The following is a 24,354-nucleotide window of genomic DNA, read 5'->3' on the forward strand; positions in this document are numbered from 1 at the left end:
GGTAAGAGGCCAGTACGAGGGCCGGTGCGACGGGTGCTGGAAAAGACACTCGGGGTGGCGGCTGAAAGTGTGCCCCTGATACGCCAAGATTGGTGCATGACGGATCTGCCGGCCTACCTGCGGCCTTTCGTCCTGGGGGTTCTGGAAGGTTCCGATGTACGCGTCGATCGCCTGGGGGAGATCGACCTGTACCGCCCGCCCGGTACCGCCCGAGGCGGCGCAATTCTCTTCGTGCACGGGGGACCCGGACCAGCCGGCCTCGAGGTGATGCCTCGGGACTGGCCGGTCTACAAGGGCTACGCGACCGCTGCCGCCAGGCGAGGCCTGGTGGCCGCAGTCGTCGACCACAGCCTGATCCACGGTCTGGACCGCCTGGTCGAGGCCGCGGACGAGGTGGAGGCCGCGGTCGGCGTACTGCGTTCGGATCCACGGGTCGACCCCGATCGGGTCGGTCTGTGGTTCTTCTCGGGCGCCGGCCTGCTGGCCGGGGAGTGGCTGGACAGCCGCCCCGACTGGCTGCGCTTCGTGTCCCTGTCCTACCCCCTGCTCGCCACCCCGCCCGGTGTCGACGATCTGGTAACTGCTGCCGAGGTGATCGGCAAACACGACCGGGGCGGTGGGGTGGGGAAGGAATCAAGTACAGGTCTGCCGGTGCTGCTGACGAGAGCTGGACTCGAGCGTGAGGAGCTCGCCGGTCCGGTCGCGGAGTTCGTTTCCGCGGGTGGCGCTGCGCTGGACATCATCGACGTACCGAAAGGGCACCACGGGTTCGACATGCTCGACCACACCGAAGAATCACGCACTGCCGTGACGAAGGCTCTCGACTGGGCGATTGCCCACCTCGGCGAGGAGCCTGGTCACGACGGCAAGCTCCTCGTCCCACCCCCGGCCAAGAAGAAGACCACCGCACCCCGGCGAGCGGCAACGACCGCGAAGACCAGGGAACCCGCGGCGGTCAAGCAGCCCCCGGCGCCGGCTGAACCCGCCGTCCGGCCGGCGCCGAAGGCCGCTCCAGCCCCAGCTCCCCTTCCCGCCTCCCCGCCCGTCTCGACGCCCGCCTCGACACCCTCTGTGGCACCGACGCAGCCGCCGCTGGCCGATCTCGGGATGGCGACCGTCGCGGCCGTCACCGCCGACACCCCGGCCGCCCGGGTGGTCGCCCGCGAGCACGCCGCGTACGCCTCGCACGACCTCGAGGGCTTCCTGGCCACCTACTCGCCGACCGCCCGGATCGTGCGCGCGGACGGCTCCGAACTCAAGGGCCGCCGCTTCCTCCGCGAGTTCTACCGGCCGCGGTTCGACGCCGGCCAGTGCAAGACCGAACTGGTGCAGAAACTGACGCTGGGGGAGTGGGTGGTCGAGCACGTGATCACGTACGACGACGGCGATGCCGTCCCGCAGCTCGCCCTGTACCGCGTCGTCGACGGCCTCATCACCGAGGTCGAGTTCCGCGTCTGAGACGAGGATCCACCTCGTGGACGGCCGTGGGACCGGCCGGCGAAGGCCAACTGGTCCGGGCGTGATACCTCCGGCGATCGCCGCCGGAGGGGTCGCCGGGAGGGTCGGTACGGCGGCCCGTTCCGGTCCCGGAGACGGGTCGGAGGGCGCGCGCCGGAAGGTCGTCGTACCGGCAGATGTCGCGGGTCTCGGATCGACGGGAATCCCTGTGTCACAAGGGGATCCAGCGGTGTAGGACAGTCGGGTGATCGGCGCCTGTGCAGGCCGCCACGCAGGGTGAGATGGGCCCGTGGAAGCGCTTGCCGGGGGCGGCTGTGACAACGGTGGACGAGTCGCCGGAAGCGGCCGGTTCGCGAACCCTGAGGGCCGCCTTGGAGGCCCTGTACACTGGAATGGCGGAAGGTCCTCTGTCGTGGTCGGTTAGTCATTTTGACCGTGCTTGGGGCACCCGCTAGTCTTAACGATCGTGCCCGGGGTCTTTCCTGGGCCGTCATGCGTGCCCCTCGTCCAACGGATCGGGCCGCGTGGCACGGGACTCCTGCCGACAGTCTGGAAGATTACGGCTTCGGTCTGCTCGTGCGCACGCGACACACCCGACCGCGGGGGTCAGGCAAAAGCAACAAACCCAGCCGGACGACAGAAAGAGCTACGCGGTGCCCACCATTCAGCAGCTGGTCCGCAAGGGCCGCCAGGACAAGGTGTCCAAGAACAAGACGCCGGCCCTGAAGGGTTCCCCTCAGCGTCGTGGTGTGTGCACGCGCGTCTACACGACCACGCCGAAGAAGCCGAACTCGGCGCTTCGCAAGGTTGCGCGTGTCCGCCTGACCAGCGGCATCGAGGTCACCGCCTACATCCCCGGCGTCGGCCACAACCTGCAGGAGCACTCGATCGTGCTCGTCCGTGGCGGTCGTGTGAAGGACCTGCCGGGTGTCCGGTACAAGATCATCCGCGGTTCGCTCGACACCCAGGGTGTGAAGAACCGGAAGCAGGCTCGCAGCCTGTACGGCGCGAAGAAGGAGAAGAGCTAATGCCGCGCAAGGGCCCCGCCCCGAAGCGCCCGGTCATCATCGACCCGGTCTACAGTTCGCCGCTCGTCACCCAGTTGATCTCGAAGATCCTGGTCGACGGCAAGAAGCAGATCGCGCAGAGCATCGTCTACAGCGCTCTCGAGGGCACTCGCACCAAGACCGGCACCGACCCGGTGATCACGCTGAAGCGTGCGCTGGACAACGTGAAGCCGAGCATCGAGGTGAAGAGCCGCCGCGTCGGTGGTGCCACCTACCAGGTGCCGATCGAGGTCAAGCCCGGTCGCTCCACCACGCTGGCGCTGCGCTGGCTGACGTCGTACTCCCGCGCCCGTCGCGAGAAGACCATGTCCGAGCGGCTGATGAACGAGATCCTGGACGCTTCCAACGGTCTCGGCGCGTCGGTGAAGCGCCGCGAGGACACGCACAAGATGGCCGAAGCCAACAAGGCTTTCGCCCACTACCGCTGGTGATCCGGGGTCCGATCCGGACCCCAGCACTCACCCTTTGACGCAGTACAGAATCGAGAGGTAGACCACCGAGGTGGCCGTACAAATCACCACCGACCTGGCCAAGGTCCGCAACATCGGGATCATGGCCCACATCGACGCCGGCAAGACGACGACGACCGAGCGGATCCTCTTCTACACCGGTATCACTTACAAGATCGGTGAGGTCCACGACGGCGCCGCCACGATGGACTGGATGGAGCAGGAGCAGGAGCGCGGCATCACCATCACGTCCGCCGCGACGACCTGCACCTGGAAAGACCACACCATCAACATCATCGACACCCCCGGGCACGTCGACTTCACCGTCGAGGTGGAGCGCTCGCTGCGCGTCCTCGACGGGGCCGTCGCGGTGTTCGACGGTGTCGCCGGCGTGGAGCCGCAGTCGGAGACGGTCTGGCGTCAGGCCGACCGGTACGGCGTACCCCGGATCTGCTTCGTCAACAAGCTGGACCGCACCGGCGCCGAGTTCATGCGCTGTGTCGACATGATCGTCGACCGCCTGGCCGCGGTGCCGCTGGTGCTGCAGCTGCCGATCGGGTCCGAGGCCGACTTCATCGGCGTCGTCGACCTGATCGGGATGCGGGCGCTGACCTGGCGCGGCGAGACCACGATGGGTGAGGACTACACCGTCGAGGAGATCCCGGCCAGCCACACCGAGATCGCCGCCGAGTGGCGCGACAAGCTGATCGAGACGCTGGCCGAGGCCGACGACGAGATCATGGAGATGTACCTGGAGGGCGACGAGCCCACCCAGGAGCAGCTCGTCGCGGCCATCCGCCGCGCGACCATCGCCAGCAAGCTGACCCCGGTGCTGACCGGTACGGCGTTCAAGAACAAGGGCGTCCAGCCCCTGCTCGACGCGATCAACGCGTACCTGCCGAGCCCGATCGACGTCCCGGCCATCGAGGGCCACGACGTCAAGGACCCGGAGACCGTCGTACTGCGCAAGCCGGACGACAGCGAGCCGTTCTCGGCGCTGGCGTTCAAGATCGCGGCCGACCCGCACCTGGGCAAGCTGACCTTCATCCGGGTGTACTCGGGCAAGCTCGAGACCGGCACCCAGGTGCTGAACCCGACGAAGGGCCGCAAGGAGCGGATCGGCAAGATCTACCGCATGCACGCGAACAAGCGTGAGGAGATCGCGTCGATCGGCGCCGGCCACATCGTCGCGGTGATGGGCCTGAAGGACACCACCACCGGTGAGACCCTGTGCGACCCGGCCAAGCAGGTCGTGCTGGAGTCGATGCAGTTCCCGGCCCCGGTCATCTCGGTCGCCATCGAGCCGAAGTCGAAGGCCGACCAGGAGAAGCTGGGCGTCGCGATCCAGCGGCTCGCCGAGGAGGACCCGACCTTCCAGGTCCGGACCGACGACGACACCGGCCAGACCATCATCGCCGGTATGGGCGAGCTGCACCTCGAGGTGCTGGTCGACCGTATGAAGCGTGAGTTCCGCGTCGAGGCGAACGTCGGCAAGCCGCAGGTCGCCTACCGCGAGACCATCAAGAAGAAGGTCGAGAAGGTCGACTACACGCACAAGAAGCAGACCGGTGGTTCGGGTCAGTTCGCGCGTGTGATCATCAACATCGAGCCGACCTCGGTCGAGGCCGGTGGCGAGGGTGGCTACGAGTTCGTCAACTCCGTCACCGGTGGCCGGATCCCCCGGGAGTACATCCCGTCGGTGGACGAGGGCGCCCAGGAGGCGATGGAGTTCGGCGTACTGGCCGGCTACCCGATGGTGGACGTCAAGGTCACGCTGACCGACGGCGCCTACCACGACGTCGACTCCTCCGAGCTCGCGTTCAAGATCGCCGGTTCGATGGCCTTCAAGGATGCTGCCCGGCGGGCGACCCCGGTCATCCTGGAGCCGATGTTCGCGGTCGAGGTCACCACGCCCGAGGACTACATGGGTGAAGTGATCGGCGACCTCAACTCACGCCGTGGCCAGATCCAGTCGATGGACGAAGGCCCCGGTGGCAGCCGGGTCGTCAAGGCCCTGGTGCCGCTGTCCGAGATGTTCGGGTACGTCGGCGACCTGCGGTCGAAGACCCAGGGCCGCGCGTCCTACTCGATGCAGTTCGATTCCTACGCCGAGGTTCCGAAGAACGTGGCGGAAGAGATCATCAAGAAGGCCCGCGGCGAGTAGTTTCGTCCCGGTCCAACCAACCCACAGCGCGTCGGCGTACGGCGTAAGTCAACATTTTCCAGGAGGGCCCCAGTGGCTAAGGCGAAGTTCGAGCGGACTAAGCCGCACGTCAACATCGGCACCATCGGTCACATCGACCACGGTAAGACCACGCTTACCGCGGCGATCACCAAGGTGCTGCACGACAAGTACCCGACGCTCAACGAGGCGTCGGCCTTCGATCAGATCGACAAGGCGCCGGAAGAGCGTCAGCGCGGTATCACCATCTCGATCGCGCACGTCGAGTACCAGACCGAGGCCCGGCACTACGCCCACGTCGACTGCCCGGGTCACGCGGACTACATCAAGAACATGATCACCGGTGCGGCCCAGATGGACGGTGCGATCCTGGTCGTCGCCGCCACCGACGGCCCGATGCCGCAGACGCGTGAGCACGTGCTGCTCGCCCGTCAGGTCGGCGTGCCGGCGATGGTCGTCGCCCTGAACAAGTGCGACATGGTCGACGACGAGGAGATCCTGGAGCTCGTCGAGCTCGAGGTTCGCGAGCTGCTCTCGGAGCAGGAGTTCGACGGCGACAACGCGCCGATCGTCCGCGTCGCCGCTCACCCGGCGCTGCAGGGCGACGCCAAGTGGGGCGAGTCGATCCTCGAGCTGATGAACGCCGTGGACTCCTACATCCCGCAGCCGGAGCGCGAGATCGACAAGCCGTTCCTGATGCCGGTGGAGGACGTCTTCACCATCACGGGTCGCGGTACGGTCATCACCGGCCGGATCGAGCGCGGTGTCATCAAGGTCAACGAGACCGTCGACATCGTCGGCATCCGTCCGGAGAAGCAGACCACCACGGTCACCGGTATCGAGATGTTCCGCAAGCTGCTCGACGAGGGCCAGGCCGGTGAGAACGTCGGTCTGCTGCTCCGTGGTACGAAGCGCGAGGACGTCGAGCGCGGCATGGTTGTCATCAAGCCGGGCACCACGACCCCGCACACGAACTTCGAGGCGTCGGTCTACATCCTGTCGAAGGAGGAGGGCGGCCGGCACACGCCGTTCTTCCAGAACTACCGCCCGCAGTTCTACTTCCGCACCACCGACGTCACCGGTGTCGTCACGCTGCCCGAGGGCACCGAGATGGTCATGCCGGGCGACAACACCGACATGTTGGTCGAGCTGATCCAGCCGATCGCCATGGAGGACGGTCTGAAGTTCGCGATCCGTGAAGGTGGCCGCACCGTCGGCGCCGGCCGGGTCACCAAGATCATCAAGTGATCTCATGAGGTCCGCGAGGGCTCGAGACTGAGCCCCCGCGGACCTCTGCTTTGCGCCTGATCCGGCGCTCAGGTGGTACCGGATCAGGCGTGGAAGCCGCCCGATTGGCGTTCCGGCGCCGATCTCTGGCACAATATTCAGGTTGCTCAGGCTAGGCCGCCGGGGTGCGCCCCAGATCTTCTTGATCTGGCTGGTGCGCCGGACCGGAGACCCTGCCGAGGTTCCGGTCCGAGACCGGGGCCCCGATCTCCACCAAGGTCGACAAAGCGGTGAGTCACGCGCGTGCCGCGTCCGCGACACACCCGACCGCGGGGGTCGGAGCAACAGCCCGAAAGACGATAGAGAAGGACGAAGCGAAGCGATGGCGGGACAGAAGATCCGCATCCGGCTGAAGGCCTACGACCACGAGGTCATCGACAGCTCGGCACGCAAGATTGTCGACACGGTGACGCGTACTGGTGCGAAGGTTGCTGGCCCGGTGCCGTTGCCGACGGAAAAGAACGTGTTCTGCGTCATCCGCTCGCCGCACAAGTACAAGGACAGCCGCGAGCACTTCGAGATGCGCACCCACAAGCGGCTCATCGACATCATCGACCCCACGCCGAAGACCGTCGACTCGCTGATGCGTCTCGACCTGCCGGCCGGTGTCGACATCGAGATCAAGCTCTGAGGGACGCGTACAACCAATGAGCACTTCCACCAAGAACACGCGCGGTCTGCTGGGCACCAAGCTCGGCATGACCCAGACCTGGGACGAGAACAACCGTGTCGTCCCCGTCACCGTGGTCCAGGCCGGGCCGTGTGTCGTCACCGGCGTCCGCACCGCGGACCGGGACGGCTACGACGGCGTCCAGATCGCCTTCGGCGACATCGACCCCCGCAAGGTGACCAAGCCCCTGCGCGGTCACTTCGACAAGGCCGGCGTGACGCCGCGGCGCCACCTGCTGGAGCTGCGCACCGCCGACGCCAGTGAGTACACCCTGGGCCAGGAGATCAACGCCGAGGCCTTCGAGGCCGGCGAGCGGGTCGACGTTTCCGCGACCAGCAAGGGCAAGGGCTTCGCCGGTGTGATGAAGCGGCACGGCTTCCACGGTCTGCGCGCCACGCACGGTGTGCACAAGAAGCACCGTTCGCCGGGCTCCATCGGCGGTTGCGCCACCCCCGGCCGGGTCTTCAAGGGTCTGCGGATGGCAGGCCGGATGGGTCAGGAGCAGGTCACCACGCAGAACATCGCGGTGCACGCGATCGACACCGAGCGCGGCCTGATCCTGCTGAAGGGTGCGGTTCCCGGCCCCAAGGGCGGTCTGGTATTGATCCGCAACGCCGCGAAGGGAGCTGCGAAGTGAGCCCCGCATCCAACACCGTCGACGTCGTCGTCGTGAAGGGCGACAAGGTCAGCAAGAAGGGTTCCGCCGAGCTTCCGGCCGAGCTGTTCGACGTGCAGGTCAACGTGCCGCTGATTCACCAGGTCGTGGTGGCCCAGCTGGCCGCGGCCCGCCAGGGTACGCACAAGGCGAAGACCCGGGGCGAGGTGTCCGGCGGTGGCGCCAAGCCGTACCGCCAGAAGGGCACCGGTCGCGCCCGCCAGGGTTCGACCCGCGCGCCGCAGTTCACCGGCGGTGGCGTCGTCCACGGCCCGTTGCCGCGGGACTACAGCCAGCGGACCCCGAAGAAGATGATCGCCGCTGCGCTCCGCGGTGCGCTGTCCGACCGGGCCCGCGACGGCCAGGTCTTCGTGGTCGAGAGCTTCGTGGACGGCGACAAGCCCTCCACCAAGTCGGCGCTGAAGGTGCTCAACGAGGTCACCGACCCGGGCAAGGCCCTGGTGGTCGTCGGCCGCGAGGACGAGCTCACCTGGCTGAGCCTGCGCAACGTGCAGCACGTGCACCTGATCGCCGCCGACCAGCTGAACGCGTACGACGTCCTGGTCAGCGACTCGGTCGTGTTCACGAAGGACGCGCTGGACAGCTACGTCGCCGGCGCGCCCAAGGGAAAGTCCGTCAAGGCCGTCGCCACGTCGACTGAGGCCGAGGAGGTAGAGGCATGAGCCACGGAGTCAACAAGGACCCCCGGGACGTGCTGCTCCGGCCGGTCGTGAGCGAGAAGAGCTACGGCCTGCTGGACGAGCAGAAGTACACGTTCGAGGTCGCCCCGGACGCCAACAAGACCGAGATCAAGCTCGCGGTCGAGAAGGTGTTCAAGGTCAAGGTCAGCGACGTCAACACCCTCAACCGCAAGGGCAAGCGCCGCCGCACTCGTGCGGGCTGGGGCAAGCGCCCGGACATCAAGCGGGCGATCGTGACCCTCAAGGGTGACGACCGCATCGACATCTTCGGAGGCCAGTCGTAATGGGAATCCGCAAGTACAAGCCGACAACGCCGGGCCGCCGTGGCTCGAGCGTGGCCGACTTCGTCGAGCTCACCCGTTCGACCCCCGAGAAGTCGCTGCTGCGTCCGCTGCCCAAGAAGGGCGGCCGGAACAACTCCGGCAAGATCACCACCCGGCACCACGGTGGCGGTCACAAGCGGGCGTACCGGCTGATCGACTTCAAGCGGTACGACAAGGACGGCGTGCCGGCCAAGGTCGCGCACATCGAGTACGACCCGAACCGCACCGCGCGGATCGCGCTGCTGCACTACGTGGACGGCGAGAAGCGCTACATCCTCGCCCCGTCCAACCTGCGCCAGGGCACGATCGTCGAGAACGGCCCGGCCGCGGACATCAAGATCGGCAACAACCTGCCGCTGCGCAACATCCCGGTCGGCTCCACGGTGCACGCCGTCGAGCTGCGCCCGGGTGGTGGCGCCAAGATGGGCCGCTCGGCGGGTGCGAGCATCCAGCTGGTCGCGAAGGAAGGCCGGATGGCCACCCTGCGGATGCCGTCGGGTGAGGTTCGGATGGTCGACGTACGCTGCCGCGCCACCCTCGGTGAGGTCGGCAACGGCGAGCAGTCGAACATCAACTGGGGCAAGGCGGGCCGGATGCGCTGGAAGGGCAAGCGCCCGACCGTCCGCGGTGTCGCGATGAACCCGGTCGACCACCCGCACGGTGGTGGTGAGGGTAAGACCTCGGGTGGTCGCCACCCGGTGTCCCCGTGGGGCCAGCCGGAAGGCCGGACCCGCACCCGCAAGGAAAGCGACCGCATGATCGTCCGGCGTCGCAAGGCCGGCAAGAAGCGCTGATAGGGAGCCGGCCACAATGCCACGCAGCCTCAAGAAGGGCCCGTTCGTCGACCACCACCTGGCAAAGAAGGTGGAGGTGCAGAACGAAAAGGGCACCAAGAACGTCATCAAGACCTGGTCCCGCCGATCGATGATCGTGCCGGACATGATCGGCCACACGATTGCGGTGCACGACGGCCGCAAGCACGTGCCGGTGTTCGTGACGGACGCAATGGTCGGGCACAAGCTCGGCGAGTTCGCCCCGACCCGGACGTTCAAGGGTCACGAGAAGGACGACCGGAAGTCACGGCGTCGCTGATCCCCACGAGGGACCAGTGACGAAGCGAAAGCAATCTACGGAGAGATTCGAACATCATGAGCGTTCAAGAGCGTAGGGCGACCAGCGCCCGTCGCGAGAGCCTGCTGGGCGAGCAGCCCGGGGCCTTCGCGGTCGCGCGCTTCGTCCGCGTGACGCCGATGAAGGCGCGCCGCGTGGGCGATCTGGTGCGCGGTCTGGGCGTCGACGACGCACTCGCCACTCTGAAGTTCGCCCCGCAGGCCGCTGCCGCGACCGTGTACAAGGTCGTCGACAGCGCCGCGGCGAACGCCGAGGGCACCGAGCACCTGAGCCGCGCCGACCTGGTCGTGTCTCGGGTCCTGGTCGACGAGGGACCGACGCTGAAGCGTCACCGTCCTCGCGCCCAGGGCCGGGCCACCCGGATCGACAAGCGGACCAGCCACATCACCGTCGTGGTCGAGCCGCGGGTCACCGAGGAGGCCGCGCCGAAGGCACCGGCCACCAAGGCGGCAGCCAAGAAGTCCGCGGACACCGCGGACACGGCGAAGAAGTCCCCGGCGAAGAAGGCGGCCAAGAAGGCCGCCGACAAGCCGGTCACGGACGAGGCCGCCGAGAAGCCGGCCAAGAAGGCGACCGCGAAGAAGGCCGCCAAGAAGGCCACCGCTGAGAAGAAGGAGTCCTGACGTGGGACAGAAGGTAAACCCGCACGGGTTCCGTCTCGGCATCAGCACCGACCACAAGAGCCGTTGGTACGCCGACAAGCTGTACAAGGACTACGTGGGCGAGGACGTCAAGATCCGCCGCCTGCTGAGCAAGGGCATGGAGCGCGCCGGCATCTCCCGCGTGGAGATCGAGCGCACCCGTGACCGGGTCCGGGTCGACATCCACACCGCGCGTCCGGGCATCGTGATCGGTCGCCGTGGCGCCGAGGCGGACCGGATCCGGGGCAGCCTGGAGGAGCTCACCGGCAAGCAGGTGCAGCTGAACATCCTCGAGGTGAAGAACTCCGAGGTCGACGCCCAGCTGGTCGCGCAGGGCGTGGCCGAGCAGCTGTCCGGCCGCGTGGCGTTCCGCCGCGCGATGCGCAAGGCGATGCAGACCACCATGCGTGGCGGCGCCCTGGGCATCCGGATCCAGTGCTCCGGCCGGCTCGGTGGCGCGGAGATGTCGCGGTCGGAGTTCTACCGCGAGGGCCGCGTTCCGCTGCACACGCTGCGGGCCGACATCGACTACGGCTTCTACGAGGCCCGGACGACCTTCGGCCGGATCGGCGTGAAGGTCTGGATCTACAAGGGCGACGTGGCCGGCACCCGCGCCGAGCGTGAGGCGCAGGCCGCTGCCCGTGCCGCTACCCAGCAGCGTGGCCGTCCGGCCCGCCGTGACGGTGGCGACCGCGGTGACCGTGGCGGTCGCGGTGGCGACCGTGGTGGTCGCGGTGGTGACCGTGGTGGTCGCGACAACAACAGGCGTGACAACGCGGCTCCGGCCGCTGCGGCGAGCGCCCCGGCGGCCGACAAGCCCGCCGAGACGACCGGAACGGAGAGCTGACCGATGCTCATCCCCCGCAAGGTCAAGCACCGCAAGCAGCACCACCCGAAGCGCTCCGGCGCTGCCAAGGGTGGTACGACGCTCGCCTTCGGTGAGTTCGGCATCCAGGCGCTGGAGAACCACTACGTCACCAACCGGCAGATCGAGGCCGCGCGTATCGCGATGACCCGGCACATCAAGCGTGGCGGCAAGGTGTGGATCAACATCTACCCGGACCGCCCGCTGACCAAGAAGCCGGCCGAAACCCGCATGGGTTCCGGTAAGGGTTCGCCGGAGTGGTGGATCGCCAACGTCAAGGCCGGCCGGGTCCTGTTCGAGCTGTCCGGCGTACCGGAGGACATCGCTCGCGAGGCCCTCCGCCGCGCGATTCACAAGTTGCCGATGAAGTGCCGCTTCATCTCCCGAGAGGCAGGTGAGAACTGATGGCCGACACCGTGACCGCCGCCGAGCTGCGGAACCTGGGACGGGACGAGCTGATGAGCAAGCTCGGTGAAGCCAAGGAGGAGCTGTTCAACCTCCGGTTCCAGGCTGCCACGGGCCAGCTGGAGTCCCACGGCCGGCTGCGCGCCGTCCGCAAGGACATCGCCCGCATCTACACGGTGCTGTCCGAGCGTGCGCTCGGCATCACCGACGAGGTCGACGCCCCGGTCGAGGCCGTGGCCGAGGACACTGCGGACGACAGTGAGAAGGCGAACGCATGACCGAGAACGTGAAGGACGAGACCGTGAGCACGACCACGCAGGCGCGAGGCCGCCGGAAGACCCGCGAGGGCCTGGTGCTGAGCGACAAGATGGACAAGACCGTGGTGGTTGAGGTCGAGGACCGGGTCAAGCACAAGCTGTACGGCAAGGTCATCCGGCACACCAGCAAGCTCAAGGCGCACGACGAGCAGAACGCCGCCGGGATCGGCGACCGCGTCCTCCTGATGGAGACCCGGCCGCTGTCGGCGACCAAGCGCTGGCGCGTCGTCGAGATCCTCGAGAAGGCCAAGTAGCTGTTCCCGGTCCGCACGGATCGGCAACTAACCGATTTTATTCGTTCCGCAAGGCTCACGTGAGTGAGAACCAGCGAGACAACCAGGAGATCAACAGATGATCCAGCAGGAGTCGCGACTGAAGGTCGCCGACAACACGGGCGCGAAGGAGATCCTTTGCATCCGCGTTCTCGGTGGCTCCGGTCGGCGCTACGCCGGTGTCGGTGACACGATCGTCGCCACCGTCAAGGACGCGATCCCCGGCGGTGGTGTCAAGAAGGGTGACGTCGTCAAGGCGGTCGTCGTGCGTACCGTGAAGGAGCGCCGGCGTCCGGACGGCTCCTACATCCGCTTCGACGAGAACGCCGCGGTGATCCTGAAGGCCGACGGCGAGCCGCGCGGTACCCGTATCTTCGGGCCGGTCGGCCGGGAGCTGCGCGAGAAGCGCTTCATGAAGATCATCTCGCTCGCGCCGGAGGTGCTCTGAAATGGCCCAGAACAAACTGCCCGTGAAGAAGGGCGATCAGGTTCGCGTGATCGCCGGTAAGTCCAAGGGCCTCGAGGGCAAGATCATCCAGGTCTTCCCGGACGACGAGAAGGTCATCGTCGAGGGCGTCAACCGGGTGAAGAAGCACACCAAGGTGCAGCAGGCCCAGCGCGGCGGCACCACCGGTGGCATCGTCACCCAGGAAGCCCCGATCCACGTCTCGAACGTGGCGCTTCTGGTCGAGGTCGAGAAGGACGGCAAGAAGCAAAAGGTGACCACCCGCGTCGGCTACAACCGCGTCGAGGTGCAGAAGCGCCGTCCGGACGGTTCGACGTACACCGGTTACCGGAGCGTCCGGATCGCCCGGCGTACCGGCGAGGAGATCTGATGACCACCGCAGTATCCGAGACCAAGGTCCAGCCGCGGCTGAAGACGAAGTACCGCGAGGAGATCGTCGGCAAGCTGCACGAGCAGTTCCAGTTCGCGAACGTCATGCAGGTGCCCGGGCTCACCAAGATCGTGGTGAACATGGGTGTCGGCGAGGCGGCGCGCGACTCGAAGCTGATCGAGGGCGCGGTGAAGGACCTGGCCGCGATCACCGGCCAGAAGCCGCAGGTCACCAAGGCCCGTAAGTCGATCGCGCAGTTCAAGCTGCGCGAGGGGATGCCGATCGGCGCCCACGTGACGCTCCGCGGCGACCGGATGTGGGAGTTCCTGGACCGGCTGCTGGCGCTCGCGCTGCCCCGGATCCGCGACTTCCGCGGCCTGTCCGCGAAGCAGTTCGACGGCACCGGGAACTACACCTTCGGTCTGACCGAGCAGGTGATGTTCCACGAGATCAACCAGGACCGGATCGATCGCGTCCGGGGCATGGACATCACCGTGGTGACCACCGCGACGAACGACGACGAGGGTCGGGCCCTGCTGCGGGCGCTCGGCTTCCCGTTCAAGGAGAACTGACGTGGCGAAGACAGCACTCAAGGTCAAGCAGGCCCGGAAGCCGAAGTTCGCGGTGCGTGGCTACACGCGCTGCCAGCGCTGCGGCCGGCCGAAGGCGGTCTTCCGCAAGTTCGGCCTCTGCCGGATCTGCCTGCGGGAGATGGCGCACCGGGGCGAGCTGCCCGGTGTGACCAAGTCCAGCTGGTGACCGTCTCCACCCCCGAACTTCTCCCCATTCACCATCTAGTCACCGTAGGTCGCCGAACGGCGAAACCACGGCGGGAAAGAGGCCCCAGGCCATGACGATGACCGACCCGATCGCAGACATGTTGACGCGTCTGCGGAACGCCAACCAGGCGTACCACGAGTCGACCGCGATGCCGTACAGCAAGATCAAGCAGGGCATCGCCGACATTCTCCAGCAGGAGGGCTACATCGCCTCCTACAAGGTGGAGGACCCCAAGGAGGGGGCTGTCGGCAAGACCCTGACCGTCGACCTGAAGTTCGGTCCGAGCCGGGAGCGTTCCATCGCGGGCGTCCGCCGGATCTCGAAGCCGGGCCTGCGGGTCTACGCGAAGTCGACCAACCTGCCCAAGGTCCTCGGTGGCCTGGGCGTCGCGATCATCTCGACGTCCCAGGGACTACTGACCGACAAGCAGGCCAAGAACAAGGGCGTTGGCGGGGAAGTCCTCGCCTACGTCTGGTGACGAAGAACCGGAAGGAGGACCACAGAAATGTCTCGCATCGGTAAGCTCCCGGTCACGGTCCCGTCCGGCGTCGACGTCACGATCGACGGCCAGACGGTCACCGTGAAGGGTCCGAAGGGTCAGCTCTCGCACGTCGTCGCTGAGCCCATCGCGGTCAGCCGGGACGAGGACGGCGCGATCGCCGTCACGCGTCCGGACGACCTGCGCAAGAGCAAGGAACTGCACGGCCTGTCCCGCACCCTGATCGCCAACCTGGTCACCGGGGTCACGGACGGCTACGAGAAGAAGCTCGAGATCGTCGGCGTGGGGTACCGCGTGCTCTCCAAGGGCCCGGCCCAGCTGGAGTTCTCGCTCGGTTACAGCCACACCATCACGGTGGACGCGCCGGAAGGCATCACGTTCAACGTGGAGGCTCCGACGCGGTTCTCGGTGCTCGGCATCGACAAGCAGTCGGTCGGCGAGGTCGCCGCCAACATCCGCAAGCTGCGCAAGCCCGAGCCGTACAAGGGCAAGGGTGTGCGGTACGCGGGCGAGCAGGTGCGCCGCAAGGTCGGAAAGGCTGGTAAGTAACCATGGCGATCGGACTGCGTCCGCACAAGCACTCCGCCAAGAAGACGGCCTCCCGGCTGCGTCGCCAGATCCGGGTCCGGAAGAAGATCAACGGCACGGCCGTCCGGCCGCGGCTGGTGGTCACCAAGTCCTCGAAGCACCTGTTCGTTCAGGTCATCGACGACGTGGCCGGCAAGACGCTGGTCTCCGCCTCCACCATGGAGGCCGACCTGCGTGGCGCGGAGGCGAACAAGACCGACAAGGCCAAGACCGTCGGCGGCTTGATCGCCGACCGCGCCAAGGCCGCCGGCATCGACTCGGTCGTGTTCGACCGGGCCGGGAACAAGTACCACGGCCGTATCGCGGCCCTGGCCGACGCCGCCCGCGAGGGCGGGCTCGGCTTCTGACAGGCGATCAAGGGAAGAGGTAGTTCGACATGAGCGGAGGCCAGCAGCGTCGCGGAGGCGGCGCCGGTGGTGAGCGCCGTGGCCGCGACGGTGGTCGCGGTCAGCAGGCGGACAAGACCGCCTACATCGAGCGCGTGGTAGCCATCAACCGGGTCGCCAAGGTCGTGAAGGGTGGTCGGCGCTTCAGCTTCACCGCCCTCGTGGTCGTCGGTGACGGTGAAGGCACCGTCGGTGTGGGTTACGGAAAGGCCAAGGAGGTGCCCGCGGCGATCGCCAAGGGTGTCGAGGAGGCCAAGAAGGCGTTCTTCAAGGTGCCGAGGATTCAGGGCACCATCCCGCACCCGGTCCAGGGTGAGAAGGCGGCCGGCGTGGTCATGCTGCGCCCGGCTGCTCCTGGTACCGGTGTGATCGCGGGCGGCTCGGTGCGCGCCGTACTGGAGTGCGCCGGGATCCACGACATCCTCAGCAAGTCGCTGGGTTCCTCGAACTCCATCAACGTGGTGCACGCCACGGTGGAGGCGCTGCGGAGCCTGGAGACCCCGGAAGCCGTGGCCGCGCGCCGTGGCCTGCCGGTCGAGGACGTCGCCCCGGCGGCCCTGCTGAAGGCCCGGGCGGAGGTGGCGTCCTGATGGCACGCCTGAAGGTGACCCAGGTCCGTTCGGGCATCGGTGGCAAGCAGAACCAGCGCGACACGCTGCGCACCCTGGGCGTCAAGCGGATCGGCGACAGCGCCGTCCACGAGGACAAGCCCGAGGTTCGTGGGATGGTCCGTACGGTTCGCCACCTCATCGACGTCGAGGAGGTCGACTGACATGGCGCTCAAGGTTCATCACCTGCGTCCGGCGCCCGGTGCCAAGACCGCCAAGACCCGCGTGGGTCGTGGTGAGGGCAGCAAGGGCAAGACCGCCGGCCGCGGTACCAAGGGCAGCAAGGCGCGTAACAACATCCCCGAGTGGTTCGAGGGTGGCCAGATGCCGCTGCACATGCGGCTCCCGAAGCTGAAGGGCTTCAAGAGCAGGAACCGAGTGGAGTTCCAGGTCGTTAACCTGGACAAGCTCGGACAACTGTTCCCCGAAGGTGGCGAGGTCGGCGTGGCCGACCTGGTCGCCAAGGGTGCGGTCCGTCGTGGTCAGCCGGTCAAGGTGCTGGGTGACGGCGAACTGACCGTGGCACTGCAGGTCTCGGCGCACAAGTTCTCCAAGTCCGCCACGGACAAGATCCAGGCGGCCGGGGGAACCACGACCGAGGTGTGACACGAGGTCCAGGGCTCGTAACGATCGGTGCTTGATATCCTGCGCCGGTCGGACGAGCCCTGGTTCGTCTCTTGCCCAGAGGCTTAGCTAGGCCCCTGCCGTGCCCGCGGCCAGGGAAACTTGTGGGAGGACAGGGTGTTAGGCGCCTTCGCCAACGCGTTCAAGACTCCGGACCTGCGCCGGAAGATCTTGTTCGTGCTCTTCATCGTCGTGATCTTCCGGATCGGCTCCGTCGTGCCGGCACCGGGCGTGAACGTCCAGTCGCTGCACACTTGTATCAAGATCTCCCAGGGTGGCCAGAACGCCAACCTGTACAACTTGATCAACCTGTTCTCCGGCGGGGCGCTGCTGCAGCTCGCGATCTTCGCGCTCGGCATCATGCCCTACATCACCGCCAGCATCATTCTGCAGCTGCTCACCGTGGTGATCCCGCGGCTCGAGTCGCTGAAGAAGGAGGGCCAGGCGGGGCAGGCGAAGATCACGCAGTACACCCGGTTCCTGACCGTGGGGCTGGCGATCCTGCAGTCCACCGCGTTCGTGGCGCTGGCCCGGACGCCGGGCCGGCTGTTCCAGGGCTGCAACGAGCCGCTGCTGTACAAGGACGACTGGTTCACGATCACCGTCATGGTGCTCACCATGACCGCCGGTACCGGCGTGATCATGTGGCTCGGTGAGCTGATCACCGACCGTGGTGTCGGTAACGGAATGTCGATCCTGATCTTCACCCAGATCGTCGCCACCTTCCCGACCCAGCTGTGGAACATCCGCAAGCAGAAGGGCATCACCACCTTCGTCGTGGTGATCGCGATCGGGTTGGTCATCATGGCCGCGGTCATCTTCATCGAGCAGGCGCAGCGCCGGATCCCGGTGCAGTACGCGAAGCGGATGGTCGGCCGCAAGATGTTCGGGGGTACGTCGACGTACATCCCGCTGAAGGTCAACCAGGCCGGTGTGATCCCGGTGATCTTCGCCTCCAGCCTGCTGTATCTCCCCGTCCTGGTCAGTCAGTTCCAGCAGGGTAAGAGCTGGTCCAACTGGATCCAGGGCAACTTGGTCAAGGGCGACCACCCGATCTACATGGTGACGTACGTCGCCCTGATCATCTTCTTCACGTACTTCTACGTCTCGATCACCTTCAACCCGAAGGAAGTCGCGGACAACATGAAGAAGTACGGCGGCTTCATCCCGGGCATCCGGGCGGGGCGGCCGACCGAGGAATACCTGAAGTACGTGTTGGACCGCATCACGTTGCCGGGCGCGATCTACCTCGCGGCGATCTCGATGATCCCGCTGGTCGCTCTCGTGCTGCTGAACGCGAACCAGAACTTCCCGTTCGGTGGTACGTCGATCCTGATCATGGTCGGCGTCGGACTCGACACGGTGAAGCAGATCGAGTCTCAGCTGCAGCAGCGTAACTACGAAGGGTTCTTGCGCTGATGAGAATGTTGCTGATGGGTCCGCCCGGGGCGGGCAAGGGCACGCAGGCAAAGGTGCTTGCGGAACGCCTGAAGATCCCGGCCGTGTCCACCGGCGACATCTTCCGTGCGAACGTGAAGGACGAGACGCCGCTGGGTGTCGAGGCCAAGCGGTACATGGACGCCGGCGACTACGTCCCGGACGAGATCACCAACGCGATGGTGCGGGACCGGCTGTCCGAGGCCGACGCCGGCGAGGGCTTCCTGCTCGACGGGTACCCGCGGACGCTGGCCCAGGTCGGCACGCTGGACGACATCCTCGCCGAGCACGGCCACAAGCTGGACGCCGTCGTCGCGCTGGTCGCGGACATCGACGTGCTGGTCGAGCGGATGACCAAGCGGGCGCACATCGAGGGCCGCTCGGACGACTCCGAAGAGGTCGTCCGGCACCGGCAGGACGTGTACGCCGCCGAGACCAAGCCGCTGCTGCAGGTGTACGCCGAGCGCGGCCTGCTGGTCGAGGTGGACGGCGTCGGCGAGATCGAAGAGGTCAGCGAGCGCGTGCTCAGCGCCCTCAAGTCCGTCACGGAGTAAAGACAGCAAGTGATGTACGCCGATGTTTAGAGACCGCGGTATCGAGATCAAGACCCGCGAGCAGATCCTGGCGATGCGCAAGGCCGGCCTGGTGGTCGGTCGCACGCTGGAGCTGCTCCGCGAACACGTCAAGCCCGGCATCAGCACGGGCGAGCTGGACGCGATCGCGGAGGACAACATCCGGTCCTCCGGCGCGACCCCGTCCTTCAAGGGCTACCACGGCTTCACCGGCTCGATCTGCGCCTCGGTGAACGACGAGATCGTGCACGGCATCCCGGGCGGCCGTGTGCTGGCCGAGGGTGACCTGATCTCGATCGACTGCGGCGCGATCGTGGACGGCTGGCACGGCGACGCCGCGATCACCGTCGGCGTCGGCGAGGTCGACGACGAGCTGCTGGAGCTGGCGCGGATCTGCGAGGAGTCGATGTGGCGCGGCTTCGGCGCCGCGCGGCTCGGCGGGCGGCTGACCGACATCTCGGCCGCGATCGAGGCCCACGTGCGGGCGAACTCGTCGTACGGGATCGTCGAGGACTTCGTCGGGCACGGGATCGGTTCGGCGATGCACCAGCCGCCGAACGTGCCGAACTTCGGCCGCGCCGGCCGCGGCCCGAAGCTGGTCGAGGGGATGGCCCTGGCCGTTGAGCCGATGCTGACCCTCGGCAAGCAGGACAACCACACGCTCGAGGACGACTGGACGGTCGTCACCGACGACGGCCGGTCGGCCGCGCACACCGAGCACACGTTCACTCTCACTCCGCAAGGGCCGTGGGTGCTGACCGCGATCGACGGCGGCGAGGCGAAGCTGGCGGAGCTCGGCCTCAAGATCGGCGCCCTGGCCGACTAACTCTGCCTCTCTCGGCCGACTGATTCTGCCGATGACCCGGCCGATCGGCGGACCCGCGGGTCCACCCGTCGGGGGACGCGGAGGGAACCGGGGCTGAGGCACACTTGAGCCATGCCTCAGTACCAGCCGCACCAGCGTTTCACCGAAGCCGACCGGGACAAGATCGCCGGACGGCTGCGGGACGCGTTCGCGGACGGCCGGCTGGACCAGCCCGAGTTCTCCTCCCGCCTCGACCAGCTCTACACCGTGCAGACGTACGGCGAGCTCGAGCCGCTGGTGCGTGACCTGCCGGCAGTGCGGACGTATGAGACGCCCCAGGTGGTCCAGGACACCAAGCCCGCGCCGGAGCCGGGCAGTTTCCCGGAGCGGAAGAAGGACAACCACCCGCACCGCCGGGGCGGCGCGATCGGTGGCTTCACCGGCGTCGTGCTGATGAACGTGGTGATCTGGTTCGTGATCGGGCTGGGCAACGGTGGGCACTGGCCGCACTTCTGGCCGGTGTGGCTGCTGATCCCGTGGGCGATCATCGCCCTCGGCGGTCTCGGCAGGCGCCGTTGACGGCGGCGCCGGTCAGCCGCCGCCTGACCGGCCCACGGCTGCGGCCGGACTGGGCATGGCAGTTCCACCAAGGGGCCGCGATCGTCTACGTGATCTGGTTCGCGGTCGCCATCCCGCTGGCGATCGTGGGGTTGCTGGTGGAGCCGCGCTGGGTGGGCTGGATGGTGCTGGCCTGGTTCCTGGTGCTGATCGGGTTCACGGTGGCGCTACGGATCGGTGACGCGCGCCGCCGGCGGTCGTGGGTGAACGCCGCCGGACAGCTCGGCTGGCGGATCAGCGCGTCCGGCGACGAACTGCTGGATCGTTGGCCGTTCCCACCGTTCGACAGCGACCCCGACGCCGAGGTGATGGACGTGACGTCCGGCCGGCACCGCGGCCGGGAGTTCTGGACCGGGCGGTTCCAGCACAAGGTACGGCGCCGGCTCCTGGGCTTCGACTTCATCGATCTGCACGTGGAACGACCCCTGCCGCCGTTGCAGGTGCTGCCCGCGGGACTGGCACCGGTGGCGGCGGCCAGCTTTCTGCCGTTGAAGCTGGCGGTCGACGGACTGCCGACGCAGTACCTGCTGTTCAACGGACACGAGGAGGAGGCGCTGGCGGTGCTGCATCCGCGGGCCGTCGAGGCGCTGGCCGAAGTACCGGCGTTCGGGTTCAGCTGCGAGGGGCGGCGGTTCGTCGCGATCCTTCCGGCGTACCGCGACGCCACCACCGCCCTCGCGCAGCTGGACGCGGCCTGCGACCTGCTGGACCTGATGCCCGAGCAGGTGTGGCGTGCCGGCGAGCAGTGGGCCGCTACCGAGCAGGAGTCCTGAGCAGCCGGACTACTGCCGACAGATCCGCGTCGCCGTGCCCGGCGGCGACCGCCTTGCGGAGCAGGTCGCCCATCGGCACGAGTAGGACCGGATCGACGCCCTGGGCAACCGAGGCGTCGATCAGGTTGTCGTACGCCGCAGCTTGCATCGCGAGGTTGGATCCGGCAGCGCCAGTCGCCGGTCCCTCGTCCAGATCCTTGGCGATGCGCGGCAGGCTGCCGATCATCGCGGTCAGCCAGGGCACCAGGAACTCTTGGGTGAACCGCGCCGCCGGCAGTGGCTCGCCGTCGATCAGCGCCAGCGCGTGCTGGGCGCCGCCGAACATCCCGTACATCGCACTGAGCAAGGCGATGTCGTACAACGCGGCGAGCCCGGCGTCCGAGCCGACGTACGCGGGCCTGCCCAGTGCGGACAGGGTGGCGCTGTGGTTCTCGAAGGCGGCCGGCGTACCGCTGTAGAAGATGAAGGCCGCCGGGCCACCGATCATCGCGGGGACCGCCATGATCCCGCCGTCGAGGTACTGCGCTCCCGCGGCCGTGACCCGTTCCGCCGTACGGCGGGCCTGGTCGGGCGTGCTGTTGGTGAGGTTGACGACCGTCTTGCCGGTGAGGTCGAGACCGTCGAGCGTGCTGCGAACGGTGTCGTCGACGAGCAGGCACACGATGACGAGGGGGCTGGCGGCGATCGCCTCGGCCGCGGTGGTGGCGCGGGTTGCGTCGAGTTCGGGGGAGTGGCCGGGCGTGCGGTTCCAGACGGTGGTCGGATGGCCGGCGGCCAGGAGGGCGCGGGCGAGGGCGGTTCCCATCGCGCCGAGCCCCAGGACGGTGACAGGTGTCTTCATGCGGTCCACTCTGGATCGACCACTTTAGGATGGACAAGTACCCACTAAATAGTCAGGTACTGACGGAAAGGTAAGTATGCGCCCGTACTCCTGTGGACTGGACGCCGCGGCCGACGTGATCGGCGGGAAGTGGAAGCCACGCATCCTGTGGGCGCTGCATCACGGGCCGATGCGGTTCGGTGAGTTGCGGCGGGAGGTCTCCGGGGTCACCGAGAAGATGCTGATCCAGCAGCTGCGTGAGCTGGAGGCGCGGGATATCGTGCATCGCGAGGTCTTTCACCAGGTGCCACCGAAGGTGGAATACTCACTGACCGAACTCGGGACGTCACTCAACGTGGCCTTGATGCCTCTGGATGCCTGGGGTGCTGAGCACCTGGAGGAGCTGGAGAGTACCCGCTGAGGGCTCAATTGGGCTCCTTGCCGTGCGTGGCGTACACTTTTTCCTTGGCTCTTTGTAGCCATAGCCAGTCACGTCTACAGAAGTGCGAGGACATGCCCAAAAAAGAGGGAGTAATCGAACTCGAGGGCACCATCGTCGAGGCCCTGCCGAACGCGATGTTCCGTGTTGAGCTGTCCAACGGGCACAAGGTGCTCGCGCACATCAGCGGCAAGATGAGGCAGCACTACATCCGGATTCTCCCCGAGGACCGGGTCGTCGTGGAGCTGTCGCCGTACGACCTCACCCGGGGTCGCATCGTCTATCGGTACAAGTAACACCACCAACACCTGTCGAAGAAAGTAGCTCGATGAAGGTCAACCCGAGCGTCAAGAAGATCTGCGACAAGTGCAAGGTGATCCGCCGGCACGGCCGGGTCATGGTGATCTGCGAGAACCCGCGGCACAAGCAGCGGCAGGGCTGATCCAGCCTCACGCAGGAACACGGCACTTTCGCACCACAGCGCGCATGCTCGTCCAGGCGGTTTCTGGACGTCGCCCCCGGAACAGAGGCCGGGGCCTTGCCGGTGAAGAAACTCTCACCGAGGCGGGCAAGGACGCAGCGCGCCACCACACCTCTGCTGACGAAAGGAACACCGCCACATGGCACGCCTCGTAGGAGTGGACCTGCCGCGCGACAAGCGCATCGAGGTCGCTCTGACCTACATCTTCGGCGTCGGCCGCACGCGCGCGGTCGAGACGCTGAAGAACACCGGGGTCTCCCCGGACAAGCGCGTCCACGAGCTGGGCGACGACGAGCTGGTCAAGCTCCGGGACTGGATCGAAGGCAACTACAAGATCGAAGGTGACCTCCGTCGCGAGGTGACCGCGGACATCCGCCGCAAGATCGAGATCGGGTCGTACCAGGGTCGCCGGCACCGCAGCGGACTGCCGGTGCGCGGTCAGCGCACCCGCACCAACGCCCGCAGCCGTAAGGGTCGTCGTAAGGCGATCGCCGGCAAGAAGAAGAAGTGACCCGGATGACCGTCGACCCCAGGAGCAACTGACCTATGCCTCCCAAGAGCCGCAGTGCGGCCGGCGCGAAGAAGGTGCGCCGCAAGGAGAAGAAGAACGTGGCCGCCGGCCACGCGCACATCAAGAGCACGTTCAACAACACGATCGTGACGATCACCGACCCGACCGGCGCGGTCATCTCGTGGGCTTCCGCGGGCACCGTTGGCTTCAAGGGTTCGCGCAAGTCGACCCCGTTCGCCGCGCAGATGGCCGCCGAGGCCGCCGGGCGCCGGGCGATGGAGCACGGCATGCGCAAGATCGACGTGTTCGTCAAGGGTCCCGGCTCCGGCCGTGAGACCGCCATCCGTTCGCTGGGTGCGGTCGGCCTCGAGGTCGGCACCATCCAGGACGTCACCCCAGTCGCCCACAACGGTTGCCGCCCGCCGAAGCGGCGCCGGGTCTGACCCCAGAGAGAGGAAGGTAGCGAACCATGGCCCGTTACACCGGACCTATGACCAAGAAGTCGCGCCGTCTCGGGGTTGACCTCGTCGGTGGCGACAAGGCGTTCGAGCGTCGTCCGTACCCGCCGGGTATGCACGGCCGCGGCCGCCCGAAGGAGAGCGAGTACCTGCTCCAGCTGCGCGAGAAGCAGAAGGCGCGTTACTCGTACGGCGTTCTCGAGAAGCAGTTCCGCCGGTACTACGAGGAGGCCTCGCGGCGCTCCGGTAAGACCGGTGACAACCTGCTGCAGATCCTCGAGTCCCGCCTCGACAACGTGGTCTACCGCTCCGGCCTGGCCCGGACCCGTCGGCAGGCCCGTCAGCTCGTCGTCCACGGTCACTTCACCGTGAACGGCATCAAGGTGAACATCCCGTCGTACCGGGTGGCTGCTCACGACATCATCGATGTCAAGAAGAAGTCGGTCGAGACGACGCCGTTCATCATCGCCCGCGAGACGCACGCCGAGCGTGTCGTCCCCGCGTGGCTCGAGGTGATGCCGGAGCGTCTGCGGATCCTCGTCCACCAGCTGCCCACCCGGCAGCAGATCGACACCCAGGTCGCCGAGCACCTGATCGTCGAGCTCTACTCGAAGAACTGACCGCGCACCGGCCGGTGGCCCCCGGGCTGCCGGCCGGTCCGGTGCGTTCTTCGAAGCCATCGCGACCTCAAATAGT

At 67.1% G+C, this 24,354-nt stretch carries 37 protein-coding genes and 1 pseudogene; 37 read left to right on the forward strand and 1 reads right to left on the reverse strand.

Annotated elements, in window-relative coordinates:
* Positions 1 to 96: 96 nt before the first annotated feature.
* The 31 genes and pseudogenes from AC0662_RS41060 (at position 97) to AC0662_RS41210 (ending at position 20,949) form a co-directional block, all read left to right on the forward strand.
* Positions 97 to 1,458 (forward strand): nuclear transport factor 2 family protein, encoded by a 1,362-nt coding sequence (locus AC0662_RS41060; protein ID WP_452201376.1) that lies wholly within the window; start codon positions 97 to 99, stop codon positions 1,456 to 1,458.
* A 653-nt stretch (positions 1,459 to 2,111) separates the two neighbouring features.
* Positions 2,112 to 2,486 carry a 30S ribosomal protein S12 gene (gene rpsL, locus AC0662_RS41065; RefSeq protein ID WP_141854829.1) on the forward strand — a complete coding sequence of 125 codons (375 nt, stop codon included), beginning with the start codon at positions 2,112 to 2,114 and terminating at the stop codon, positions 2,484 to 2,486.
* On the forward strand, positions 2,486 to 2,956 hold the full coding sequence (gene rpsG, locus AC0662_RS41070) for a 30S ribosomal protein S7 (protein WP_184840555.1): 471 nt from the start codon (positions 2,486 to 2,488) through the stop codon (positions 2,954 to 2,956). Before rpsL ends, rpsG begins: the two co-directional genes overlap by 1 nt.
* A gap of 70 nt (positions 2,957 to 3,026) precedes the next feature.
* Entirely contained in the window at positions 3,027 to 5,138 is a 2,112-nt protein-coding gene (gene fusA / locus AC0662_RS41075) for an elongation factor G (protein ID WP_452201374.1), read from the forward strand.
* A 72-nt stretch (positions 5,139 to 5,210) separates the two neighbouring features.
* The gene (gene tuf, locus AC0662_RS41080; RefSeq protein ID WP_452201373.1) at positions 5,211 to 6,404 is read left to right on the forward strand and encodes an elongation factor Tu; all 1,194 of its coding nucleotides are present in this window, start codon (positions 5,211 to 5,213) and stop codon (positions 6,402 to 6,404) included.
* 361 nt (positions 6,405 to 6,765) lie between these two features.
* Entirely contained in the window at positions 6,766 to 7,074 is a 309-nt protein-coding gene (gene rpsJ, locus AC0662_RS41085) for a 30S ribosomal protein S10 (RefSeq protein WP_012923688.1), read from the forward strand.
* A gap of 16 nt (positions 7,075 to 7,090) precedes the next feature.
* Complete coding sequence (gene rplC / locus AC0662_RS41090) at positions 7,091 to 7,750, forward strand: 50S ribosomal protein L3 (RefSeq protein WP_452201371.1); 660 nt, start codon at positions 7,091 to 7,093, stop codon at positions 7,748 to 7,750.
* The gene (gene rplD / locus AC0662_RS41095; protein WP_452201369.1) at positions 7,747 to 8,451 is read left to right on the forward strand and encodes a 50S ribosomal protein L4; all 705 of its coding nucleotides are present in this window, start codon (positions 7,747 to 7,749) and stop codon (positions 8,449 to 8,451) included. The genes rplC and rplD overlap by 4 nt, the downstream gene beginning before the upstream one ends.
* Positions 8,448 to 8,753, forward strand: coding sequence for a 50S ribosomal protein L23 (gene rplW, locus AC0662_RS41100; protein ID WP_452201367.1), 306 nt, complete (start codon positions 8,448 to 8,450; stop codon positions 8,751 to 8,753). The genes rplD and rplW overlap by 4 nt, the downstream gene beginning before the upstream one ends.
* Positions 8,753 to 9,586 carry a 50S ribosomal protein L2 gene (gene rplB, locus AC0662_RS41105; RefSeq protein WP_355482555.1) on the forward strand — a complete coding sequence of 278 codons (834 nt, stop codon included), beginning with the start codon at positions 8,753 to 8,755 and terminating at the stop codon, positions 9,584 to 9,586. The genes rplW and rplB overlap by 1 nt, the downstream gene beginning before the upstream one ends.
* A gap of 16 nt (positions 9,587 to 9,602) precedes the next feature.
* Positions 9,603 to 9,884 carry a 30S ribosomal protein S19 gene (gene rpsS / locus AC0662_RS41110; RefSeq protein WP_130441496.1) on the forward strand — a complete coding sequence of 94 codons (282 nt, stop codon included), beginning with the start codon at positions 9,603 to 9,605 and terminating at the stop codon, positions 9,882 to 9,884.
* A gap of 56 nt (positions 9,885 to 9,940) precedes the next feature.
* Positions 9,941 to 10,396, forward strand: a pseudogene (rplV, locus tag AC0662_RS41115) (50S ribosomal protein L22); the annotation flags it as partial.
* Between the two features lie 151 nt (positions 10,397 to 10,547).
* Positions 10,548 to 11,411, forward strand: a complete 864-nt coding sequence (rpsC, locus tag AC0662_RS41120) for a 30S ribosomal protein S3 (RefSeq protein ID WP_452201364.1) — start codon at positions 10,548 to 10,550, stop codon at positions 11,409 to 11,411.
* Between the two features lie 3 nt (positions 11,412 to 11,414).
* Entirely contained in the window at positions 11,415 to 11,834 is a 420-nt protein-coding gene (gene rplP, locus AC0662_RS41125) for a 50S ribosomal protein L16 (RefSeq protein ID WP_452201362.1), read from the forward strand.
* The gene (gene rpmC, locus AC0662_RS41130; RefSeq protein ID WP_452201360.1) at positions 11,834 to 12,112 is read left to right on the forward strand and encodes a 50S ribosomal protein L29; all 279 of its coding nucleotides are present in this window, start codon (positions 11,834 to 11,836) and stop codon (positions 12,110 to 12,112) included. The genes rplP and rpmC overlap by 1 nt, the downstream gene beginning before the upstream one ends.
* Complete coding sequence (rpsQ, locus tag AC0662_RS41135) at positions 12,109 to 12,405, forward strand: 30S ribosomal protein S17 (protein WP_452201358.1); 297 nt, start codon at positions 12,109 to 12,111, stop codon at positions 12,403 to 12,405. The genes rpmC and rpsQ overlap by 4 nt, the downstream gene beginning before the upstream one ends.
* Positions 12,406 to 12,502: 97 nt before the next feature.
* Entirely contained in the window at positions 12,503 to 12,871 is a 369-nt protein-coding gene (rplN, locus tag AC0662_RS41140) for a 50S ribosomal protein L14 (RefSeq protein ID WP_012923677.1), read from the forward strand.
* A 1-nt stretch (position 12,872) separates the two neighbouring features.
* On the forward strand, positions 12,873 to 13,259 hold the full coding sequence (gene rplX / locus AC0662_RS41145; RefSeq protein WP_452201356.1) for a 50S ribosomal protein L24: 387 nt from the start codon (positions 12,873 to 12,875) through the stop codon (positions 13,257 to 13,259).
* Positions 13,259 to 13,831 carry a 50S ribosomal protein L5 gene (rplE, locus tag AC0662_RS41150; protein ID WP_452201354.1) on the forward strand — a complete coding sequence of 191 codons (573 nt, stop codon included), beginning with the start codon at positions 13,259 to 13,261 and terminating at the stop codon, positions 13,829 to 13,831. The genes rplX and rplE overlap by 1 nt, the downstream gene beginning before the upstream one ends.
* Before the next feature lies 1 nt (position 13,832).
* Positions 13,833 to 14,018, forward strand: coding sequence for a type Z 30S ribosomal protein S14 (locus AC0662_RS41155; RefSeq protein ID WP_012923674.1), 186 nt, complete (start codon positions 13,833 to 13,835; stop codon positions 14,016 to 14,018).
* Between the two features lie 91 nt (positions 14,019 to 14,109).
* Positions 14,110 to 14,517 (forward strand): 30S ribosomal protein S8, encoded by a 408-nt coding sequence (rpsH, locus tag AC0662_RS41160; RefSeq protein ID WP_452201352.1) that lies wholly within the window; start codon positions 14,110 to 14,112, stop codon positions 14,515 to 14,517.
* Between the two features lie 27 nt (positions 14,518 to 14,544).
* Positions 14,545 to 15,087 carry a 50S ribosomal protein L6 gene (rplF, locus tag AC0662_RS41165; RefSeq protein WP_452201350.1) on the forward strand — a complete coding sequence of 181 codons (543 nt, stop codon included), beginning with the start codon at positions 14,545 to 14,547 and terminating at the stop codon, positions 15,085 to 15,087.
* 2 nt (positions 15,088 to 15,089) lie between these two features.
* Entirely contained in the window at positions 15,090 to 15,473 is a 384-nt protein-coding gene (gene rplR / locus AC0662_RS41170; protein ID WP_452201348.1) for a 50S ribosomal protein L18, read from the forward strand.
* A 29-nt stretch (positions 15,474 to 15,502) separates the two neighbouring features.
* Positions 15,503 to 16,102 carry a 30S ribosomal protein S5 gene (gene rpsE, locus AC0662_RS41175; RefSeq protein WP_452201346.1) on the forward strand — a complete coding sequence of 200 codons (600 nt, stop codon included), beginning with the start codon at positions 15,503 to 15,505 and terminating at the stop codon, positions 16,100 to 16,102.
* The gene (gene rpmD / locus AC0662_RS41180) at positions 16,102 to 16,284 is read left to right on the forward strand and encodes a 50S ribosomal protein L30 (RefSeq protein WP_452201344.1); all 183 of its coding nucleotides are present in this window, start codon (positions 16,102 to 16,104) and stop codon (positions 16,282 to 16,284) included. Before rpsE ends, rpmD begins: the two co-directional genes overlap by 1 nt.
* A gap of 1 nt (position 16,285) precedes the next feature.
* Positions 16,286 to 16,726, forward strand: coding sequence for a 50S ribosomal protein L15 (rplO, locus tag AC0662_RS41185; RefSeq protein ID WP_344191671.1), 441 nt, complete (start codon positions 16,286 to 16,288; stop codon positions 16,724 to 16,726).
* Between the two features lie 135 nt (positions 16,727 to 16,861).
* The gene (secY, locus tag AC0662_RS41190) at positions 16,862 to 18,163 is read left to right on the forward strand and encodes a preprotein translocase subunit SecY (RefSeq protein ID WP_452201341.1); all 1,302 of its coding nucleotides are present in this window, start codon (positions 16,862 to 16,864) and stop codon (positions 18,161 to 18,163) included.
* Complete coding sequence (locus AC0662_RS41195; RefSeq protein WP_452201339.1) at positions 18,163 to 18,735, forward strand: adenylate kinase; 573 nt, start codon at positions 18,163 to 18,165, stop codon at positions 18,733 to 18,735. The genes secY and AC0662_RS41195 overlap by 1 nt, the downstream gene beginning before the upstream one ends.
* A 22-nt stretch (positions 18,736 to 18,757) precedes the next feature.
* Complete coding sequence (map, locus tag AC0662_RS41200) at positions 18,758 to 19,579, forward strand: type I methionyl aminopeptidase (RefSeq protein ID WP_452201337.1); 822 nt, start codon at positions 18,758 to 18,760, stop codon at positions 19,577 to 19,579.
* Positions 19,580 to 19,690: 111 nt separating this feature from the next.
* Entirely contained in the window at positions 19,691 to 20,137 is a 447-nt protein-coding gene (locus AC0662_RS41205; RefSeq protein ID WP_478307450.1) for a DUF1707 SHOCT-like domain-containing protein, read from the forward strand.
* Positions 20,134 to 20,949, forward strand: coding sequence for a type III secretion system chaperone family protein (locus AC0662_RS41210; RefSeq protein WP_452201334.1), 816 nt, complete (start codon positions 20,134 to 20,136; stop codon positions 20,947 to 20,949). The genes AC0662_RS41205 and AC0662_RS41210 overlap by 4 nt, the downstream gene beginning before the upstream one ends.
* Here AC0662_RS41210 and AC0662_RS41215 read toward each other — a convergent pair.
* A complete protein-coding gene (locus AC0662_RS41215; RefSeq protein ID WP_478307453.1) occupies positions 20,930 to 21,790 on the reverse strand; it encodes an NAD(P)-dependent oxidoreductase in 861 nt (286 codons plus the stop codon). The genes AC0662_RS41210 and AC0662_RS41215 overlap by 20 nt on opposite strands.
* 76 nt (positions 21,791 to 21,866) lie before the next feature.
* On the opposite strand from AC0662_RS41215, the gene AC0662_RS41220 reads away from it, so the two are divergent.
* The 6 genes from AC0662_RS41220 (at position 21,867) to rpsD (ending at position 24,278) form a co-directional block, all read left to right on the forward strand.
* Positions 21,867 to 22,190: a winged helix-turn-helix transcriptional regulator gene (locus AC0662_RS41220; protein ID WP_478307455.1), complete on the forward strand. Its 324-nt coding sequence runs from the start codon at positions 21,867 to 21,869 to the stop codon at positions 22,188 to 22,190.
* A 92-nt stretch (positions 22,191 to 22,282) separates the two neighbouring features.
* Positions 22,283 to 22,504, forward strand: coding sequence for a translation initiation factor IF-1 (gene infA, locus AC0662_RS41225; RefSeq protein WP_012923661.1), 222 nt, complete (start codon positions 22,283 to 22,285; stop codon positions 22,502 to 22,504).
* Between the two features lie 32 nt (positions 22,505 to 22,536).
* Positions 22,537 to 22,650, forward strand: a complete 114-nt coding sequence (rpmJ, locus tag AC0662_RS41230) for a 50S ribosomal protein L36 (RefSeq protein ID WP_008361054.1) — start codon at positions 22,537 to 22,539, stop codon at positions 22,648 to 22,650.
* Between the two features lie 178 nt (positions 22,651 to 22,828).
* Positions 22,829 to 23,200, forward strand: a complete 372-nt coding sequence (rpsM, locus tag AC0662_RS41235; RefSeq protein WP_387771342.1) for a 30S ribosomal protein S13 — start codon at positions 22,829 to 22,831, stop codon at positions 23,198 to 23,200.
* 35 nt (positions 23,201 to 23,235) lie between these two features.
* Positions 23,236 to 23,643 (forward strand): 30S ribosomal protein S11, encoded by a 408-nt coding sequence (rpsK, locus tag AC0662_RS41240; protein ID WP_130384622.1) that lies wholly within the window; start codon positions 23,236 to 23,238, stop codon positions 23,641 to 23,643.
* Positions 23,644 to 23,669: 26 nt separating this feature from the next.
* The gene (rpsD, locus tag AC0662_RS41245) at positions 23,670 to 24,278 is read left to right on the forward strand and encodes a 30S ribosomal protein S4 (RefSeq protein WP_452201328.1); all 609 of its coding nucleotides are present in this window, start codon (positions 23,670 to 23,672) and stop codon (positions 24,276 to 24,278) included.
* Positions 24,279 to 24,354 lie beyond the last annotated feature (76 nt).

Source organism: Kribbella sp. NPDC043289, assembly GCF_056436705.1.

Excerpts from the sequence above, each read along its gene's own strand:
- rplE (WP_452201354.1), top strand. The coding sequence starts at position 13,259 with ATGACCACCGCAGTATCCGAGACCAAGGTCCAGCCGCGGCTGAAGACG.
- rpsM (WP_387771342.1), top strand. The coding sequence starts at position 22,829 with ATGGCACGCCTCGTAGGAGTGGACCTGCCGCGCGACAAGCGCATCGAG.
- rplF (WP_452201350.1), top strand. The coding sequence starts at position 14,545 with ATGTCTCGCATCGGTAAGCTCCCGGTCACGGTCCCGTCCGGCGTCGAC.
- rpsQ (WP_452201358.1), top strand. The coding sequence starts at position 12,109 with ATGACCGAGAACGTGAAGGACGAGACCGTGAGCACGACCACGCAGGCG.
- rpsE (WP_452201346.1), top strand. The coding sequence starts at position 15,503 with ATGAGCGGAGGCCAGCAGCGTCGCGGAGGCGGCGCCGGTGGTGAGCGC.
- rpmC (WP_452201360.1), top strand. The coding sequence starts at position 11,834 with ATGGCCGACACCGTGACCGCCGCCGAGCTGCGGAACCTGGGACGGGAC.
- rplX (WP_452201356.1), top strand. The coding sequence starts at position 12,873 with ATGGCCCAGAACAAACTGCCCGTGAAGAAGGGCGATCAGGTTCGCGTG.
- AC0662_RS41060 (WP_452201376.1), top strand. The coding sequence starts at position 97 with ATGACGGATCTGCCGGCCTACCTGCGGCCTTTCGTCCTGGGGGTTCTG.
- rplN (WP_012923677.1), top strand. The coding sequence starts at position 12,503 with ATGATCCAGCAGGAGTCGCGACTGAAGGTCGCCGACAACACGGGCGCG.
- rplC (WP_452201371.1), top strand. The coding sequence starts at position 7,091 with ATGAGCACTTCCACCAAGAACACGCGCGGTCTGCTGGGCACCAAGCTC.
- rplB (WP_355482555.1), top strand. The coding sequence starts at position 8,753 with ATGGGAATCCGCAAGTACAAGCCGACAACGCCGGGCCGCCGTGGCTCG.
- rplP (WP_452201362.1), top strand. The coding sequence starts at position 11,415 with ATGCTCATCCCCCGCAAGGTCAAGCACCGCAAGCAGCACCACCCGAAG.
- map (WP_452201337.1), top strand. The coding sequence starts at position 18,758 with ATGTTTAGAGACCGCGGTATCGAGATCAAGACCCGCGAGCAGATCCTG.
- rplO (WP_344191671.1), top strand. The coding sequence starts at position 16,286 with ATGGCGCTCAAGGTTCATCACCTGCGTCCGGCGCCCGGTGCCAAGACC.
- AC0662_RS41220 (WP_478307455.1), top strand. The coding sequence starts at position 21,867 with ATGCGCCCGTACTCCTGTGGACTGGACGCCGCGGCCGACGTGATCGGC.
- AC0662_RS41215 (WP_478307453.1), bottom strand. The coding sequence starts at position 21,790 with ATGAAGACACCTGTCACCGTCCTGGGGCTCGGCGCGATGGGAACCGCC.
- infA (WP_012923661.1), top strand. The coding sequence starts at position 22,283 with ATGCCCAAAAAAGAGGGAGTAATCGAACTCGAGGGCACCATCGTCGAG.
- AC0662_RS41205 (WP_478307450.1), top strand. The coding sequence starts at position 19,691 with ATGCCTCAGTACCAGCCGCACCAGCGTTTCACCGAAGCCGACCGGGAC.
- rpsK (WP_130384622.1), top strand. The coding sequence starts at position 23,236 with ATGCCTCCCAAGAGCCGCAGTGCGGCCGGCGCGAAGAAGGTGCGCCGC.
- rpmJ (WP_008361054.1), top strand. The coding sequence starts at position 22,537 with ATGAAGGTCAACCCGAGCGTCAAGAAGATCTGCGACAAGTGCAAGGTG.
- rpsH (WP_452201352.1), top strand. The coding sequence starts at position 14,110 with ATGACGATGACCGACCCGATCGCAGACATGTTGACGCGTCTGCGGAAC.
- rpsJ (WP_012923688.1), top strand. The coding sequence starts at position 6,766 with ATGGCGGGACAGAAGATCCGCATCCGGCTGAAGGCCTACGACCACGAG.
- rpsD (WP_452201328.1), top strand. The coding sequence starts at position 23,670 with ATGGCCCGTTACACCGGACCTATGACCAAGAAGTCGCGCCGTCTCGGG.
- AC0662_RS41195 (WP_452201339.1), top strand. The coding sequence starts at position 18,163 with ATGAGAATGTTGCTGATGGGTCCGCCCGGGGCGGGCAAGGGCACGCAG.
- rpsG (WP_184840555.1), top strand. The coding sequence starts at position 2,486 with ATGCCGCGCAAGGGCCCCGCCCCGAAGCGCCCGGTCATCATCGACCCG.
- rpsS (WP_130441496.1), top strand. The coding sequence starts at position 9,603 with ATGCCACGCAGCCTCAAGAAGGGCCCGTTCGTCGACCACCACCTGGCA.
- rplR (WP_452201348.1), top strand. The coding sequence starts at position 15,090 with ATGGCGATCGGACTGCGTCCGCACAAGCACTCCGCCAAGAAGACGGCC.
- rpmD (WP_452201344.1), top strand. The coding sequence starts at position 16,102 with ATGGCACGCCTGAAGGTGACCCAGGTCCGTTCGGGCATCGGTGGCAAG.
- rplW (WP_452201367.1), top strand. The coding sequence starts at position 8,448 with ATGAGCCACGGAGTCAACAAGGACCCCCGGGACGTGCTGCTCCGGCCG.